The sequence below is a fragment of the Bacillus sp. NTK071 genome, from assembly GCF_017303315.1.
Lineage (GTDB): Bacteria > Bacillota > Bacilli > Bacillales > Guptibacillaceae > Guptibacillus.
In genome coordinates this window covers 1-4,446 of the sequence record NZ_JAFKOI010000033.1, presented here as the reverse complement: position 1 = coordinate 4,446, position 4,446 = coordinate 1, and the positions used below count along the sequence as shown (strand labels likewise).

At 33.4% G+C, this 4,446-nt stretch carries 5 protein-coding genes; all 5 read left to right on the top strand.

Annotated elements, in window-relative coordinates:
• Positions 1 to 577: 577 nt before the first annotated feature.
• The 5 genes from JI666_RS20790 (at position 578) to JI666_RS20770 (ending at position 4,221) form a co-directional block, all read left to right on the top strand.
• Positions 578 to 1,672, top strand: a complete 1,095-nt coding sequence (locus JI666_RS20790; RefSeq protein ID WP_206894996.1) for a hypothetical protein — start codon at positions 578 to 580, stop codon at positions 1,670 to 1,672.
• A gap of 395 nt (positions 1,673 to 2,067) precedes the next feature.
• Complete coding sequence (locus tag JI666_RS22030) at positions 2,068 to 2,487, top strand: CPBP family intramembrane glutamic endopeptidase (RefSeq protein ID WP_206894995.1); 420 nt, start codon at positions 2,068 to 2,070, stop codon at positions 2,485 to 2,487.
• 201 nt (positions 2,488 to 2,688) lie between these two features.
• Positions 2,689 to 3,156, top strand: a complete 468-nt coding sequence (locus JI666_RS20780) for a hypothetical protein (RefSeq protein ID WP_286171007.1) — start codon at positions 2,689 to 2,691, stop codon at positions 3,154 to 3,156.
• 17 nt (positions 3,157 to 3,173) lie between these two features.
• On the top strand, positions 3,174 to 3,932 hold the full coding sequence (locus tag JI666_RS20775) for a hypothetical protein (protein WP_206894991.1): 759 nt from the start codon (positions 3,174 to 3,176) through the stop codon (positions 3,930 to 3,932).
• A 58-nt stretch (positions 3,933 to 3,990) separates the two neighbouring features.
• A complete protein-coding gene (locus tag JI666_RS20770) occupies positions 3,991 to 4,221 on the top strand; it encodes a hypothetical protein (protein ID WP_206894989.1) in 231 nt (76 codons plus the stop codon).
• Positions 4,222 to 4,446 lie beyond the last annotated feature (225 nt).

Genomic DNA, 4,446 nt, shown 5'->3' with positions numbered 1-4,446 from the left:
GGGTGACTGGCAAGTCTTTTTTTATGCCCTTATTAAAATAAGTGCAGGACTCTGCATTTTTCTGTTGCAAAGGTCTGCACTTCTATTTTGCAATAAACATCTGTAATAAGATAAGCTCCTTTTAGCTGGAATTAAAGATTGAGTTATGCGGATTTTTTTAAAAACCGGTATTGTAAATTTTGGGAATTTAGTGAAACGATTTACTTGCCCATCCGTAGAATGGATATAATCTAAAGGGAAAATTTGTAGTTGGGGGTATAAAAGGTGAAAGTTGAAGTTCTTATATTTGTAATAAGCATACTGTTAATGCCTTATTTTTTGTCCGAATTCTTTAATGACATTAGTAATCAATCAGGAATTATATCACTAATCTCCTCAATTTTTATGTTGCTATTGTTAATTTTCTCTTCAAGTCTTATTGTAAGGCATTGGAAAGAGAAAAAAGAGACGATAAAGTAATTGTAAAAGATAATGAAAAGTTATTAAGCAATCTCGGAGCGTTACTATAATAAATTAATTCTGCCTACTTTCACACTAGGAGATGGCGTTCATAAAAATAAAGAGGAGCCTACAAAAGATGGAATTCCTTACAACAGAAACTCTGACAGAAATAGAAGTTATTAATAATGCTTTGGAAAATGAAGGGCTGGAAAATATTTCAAGTGAATCTGAGATTAAAAGGTTAGGAGAAGGAGCTTGGCATTTTGCCTATATGATTGACAAGGAGCAGCTCGTACTCCGTATTCCAAAAAAGGTTGCCTATGATAAAAAGGTTGTCTTCAATCGTGAAGAGTTGATAACGGAATACGCTTCTACAAAAACGTTTTATAAGCAAGCGAACAAAGCAAAAAAAGGAATTTGCCCTGAGCATTTCGAGTTCTTTGTGAATAAAGAATTGACCTATACGATTGAAACTTATGTAGGGAAATCCATAGGACTTGGTGACCAAACAACAAAACAATCGAAACGTTATGGGAGGGAGTTAGGAGAGTTTTTTCTTGCACTTGAAAATCTCAATCCCCCATATAAAGGCTTAGGGTATTTGAAAATGGGAGAAAAAGGTGAAATAAAAGGCGAACTAGAAATGGACTTGAGAGAGTTCATTCTTGAAGAAACCAAAGAATATCAAGATGAATTGGATGAATTACTCTCAAGCCCTTACGCATTTAATAAGGAAAAAGTGATAAAGGCTGGGAAGGATTTGATTTCTGTTCGTTCGATAGACCGCGAAAAAATCATCCTGACAAATCAAGATACATCACCTGAGAATATCATTTTTTCAATGAACGGTGCTAGGATTATAGACCCTTATCCACTTCTATATACAGGGACCTCTCTAGCTGCCAATTACGTATTCAATTATCAGACCTTTTTCCATACAGTACATGACACCCTAAGATATAGAAAGAATAATTATCATCTTCATATTCATCAGTTAAGAGCTAATGCTGAAGGATTTATTGAAGGGTATACCAGTGGCTCTAAGCAGAAACGTAAAGATTTGAAAGTTGAAGTGTTCTTGAAGATCCTAACTATGGCTTATACACATTATCAGTTATTAAATAAAGAAACTTTAAACCGTGAAGAAATTATTCGTTACGGTACAAAAGGCCAATTAGAAGAGCGTCTGCAAATTTATCTGAAAGAACTTGAAAAATACCCGAGTGATTAAAGAAAGAAATTAGTTATCTTCGGTCCATTTTTATTCAATTATCTCGGAGCTTATCTGCAATAAGATAAGCTCCTTTTTTTCCAATAAAAGATTGAGTTATTCATACCGATTTGAAATAATTGGTATTGAAGATTTAGGTAGTGTCCAAGAGTAATCAAGGTTAAAGGGGAGTGATATGAATCGAAAGTAACACATTTAATTGGAGGAGTTTTACATTATTCTGTGCGTTGATATTAATCGGATTCGGAGGTTTTTCATACATATTCAGTATTAAATCACCTTGGTTTCAATACCGTCATTTTTATGGACTTATCTGGGTTGTATATAGTCTTTCAATTATAGGATTTATTCCATCCATTAGAAAACATATTATTAAAGATATAAAGCTACCATCTATGAAAAGTGTCATCTGGGTTTTACCTTCCGTTTTGGCGATCTACTCTGCATATTTAGCAGCTACAAATTGGGAAGTTTTTATTAGCGAAGAACTATTAAGAAGAGAAACTTACGATATTTGGATATCTAATAGGAACGTTTTACGTACTCTTCTATTTTCTTGTTTTATTGTACCGATAGCTGAGGAGATATTGTTCAGGGGAGTATTAATTGGATATGTATCAAAGAAGGTGAATATCTGGATTGCAATTTTTATTTCATCTATAATTTTCGGCTTTGTCCACTTTGATAATCCGATTTTTATCTTTTTTGTGGGTTTTGTATTTGCGCTACTTTATAAAAAGACTAACTCATTGATTCCGAGCATCATAGCTCATATGTTTTGGAATATAATTGCGTATTTTGTAATTATGACTTGAGAAGGAATTAGAAAAAAGACTTTTTCATTCAACGACATTGATTGATGACTCGGTTTTAAAATTATTAGCAAATAGTCGATTGGAGATCTTCTGTTAAATCGGAGCGTTAACCTAAAAAGGATTACGCTCCTTTTTGTGTAATTAATTTAAGGGCATTTTAATTTAGCTACCATATTATCTATTTGGGAGAGGTTGAGTGACTTGTTTCGAAGATTTACAAGGTTAGAGAAATCATCCGGTATTGATAATAGATATATTGAATTACCTCAAAGTAATATTAATGAAGGATTAAAAAAGAAAATCATTGATTTAGAGCAGTTGGCAATTAAGTTATGTACAGATTTGCAATTGGATTATGTAAAACGCTTTGACGAAAGAGGAAAGAAAAACCTTAGGTTACGGGTTGCCAGGGACATTGATGGCGATGAGTTTGAGAATTTAACTTATGAAAGTTGTTTGGAAAAAGAATACCGTTCCCAAATATCAATTGATTATGATGGTCTAAAATTTAGTGAAGAATTCTATGCTAAGACGATTTCCCTTTGGTATTATTTTGGGGGCTATAGAAAGGGTTCAGGAACCTTGTTTGATTTCAAGAATAATGATTTAAAAGCTACTCTGGAGAAGAAATTGCTGGAGTTATTAGACTTGGATAATGCTAATAAATAATTTGGGAGCGATGCAGAATGGGTGCTTGGGGAGTAGCGATATTATCCGACGATATAGCTGAAGATATTAGCTTAAGATATAAAGACTTACTAGGTGATAACTACTCTAGTGAAGAAGCAAGCAAAGTAGTAATTGATGAATTTGATAGTGAGCTAGATGAAGAAGAGATCACAACATTTTGGTTATCGTTTGCTTTAATACAATGGAAATTAGGAAGACTCCAAGACGAAGTGAAGTTTAAAGCACTTCAAGTTATTGATAGTGGTGATGATCTTATACGTTGGAAGGAAGATCCTAAACTAAAACAGAAACGCGAAACAGTTCTACTTAAACTTAAAGAACAGTTAAATTCAACACAACCAGAAGCTAAAAAAGTGCGAAAAAGGTTTATTAGCGAAACATTTTTAAAAGCCGGTGACGCGATTAGTTATCGATTGTTTTCAGGAAGTTACATTATTTTGAAGGTGATTGGCATTCTTGAAGAATGGAATGGAGATAGATATCCTCTTTTTGAGATTTGTGATTGGCAAGGAACAGTAATACCATCTAAAGAAAAAATCAGTCAACTGCCACTTAAAGAATGGACTTGGGAAAATGGTAAAAAAGAGCTAACTAAATTGGCAATTTTCCCAGCAGGAAAAAGAGATGATCCAACAAAACGCATTGAATTAGTAGCTGAAGATGTAAAAACAATATTGGATATGGAAGCACCATATATGACATCTACTTGGAGAGAGTTTGACGAACAATTAAAACAATTTTATTACTTCAAATAGTGCAGTTTAGAGAAAGTATGAAGGTGTGATGGTGCATAAGAGAGGATAAGAATCAAAGATGATGGGGGAACTATGGTTTCTGGTACCAACTATAATTGTTGTAGTAGGACTCTTAATCCTTTTTAGTGGATTAAGAGCAGCTTTGAAAGATTATGACGAATCCACTAGGGTAAAAACATTATTAATAACATTGTTTGATGTAATAACAGATCCAATTTCACCTAAAGGTTTTATTATATGGCTCGGAGCGATTCTGGTTGGTATAGGACTGATTTTCTTTATTCTTTAAGTTGTGCTTGTTCCACATTATCGGAGCAATTCTTTAATAAAGCTTACCTAAATATGCAACATAAGGATCTTCAAAAACGGGAGAAAAAGCAGGCACCGGGTCTTTTCATCTCTATTTTTTCTTTTATAGAAGACTAGGGCGATATGGTTGTAAAAAAAATAATTGGAGGAGTAAATGAGGGGTATAGAAAATAGGCTTGTGTATTTATTTACAGGAGAGTTATTT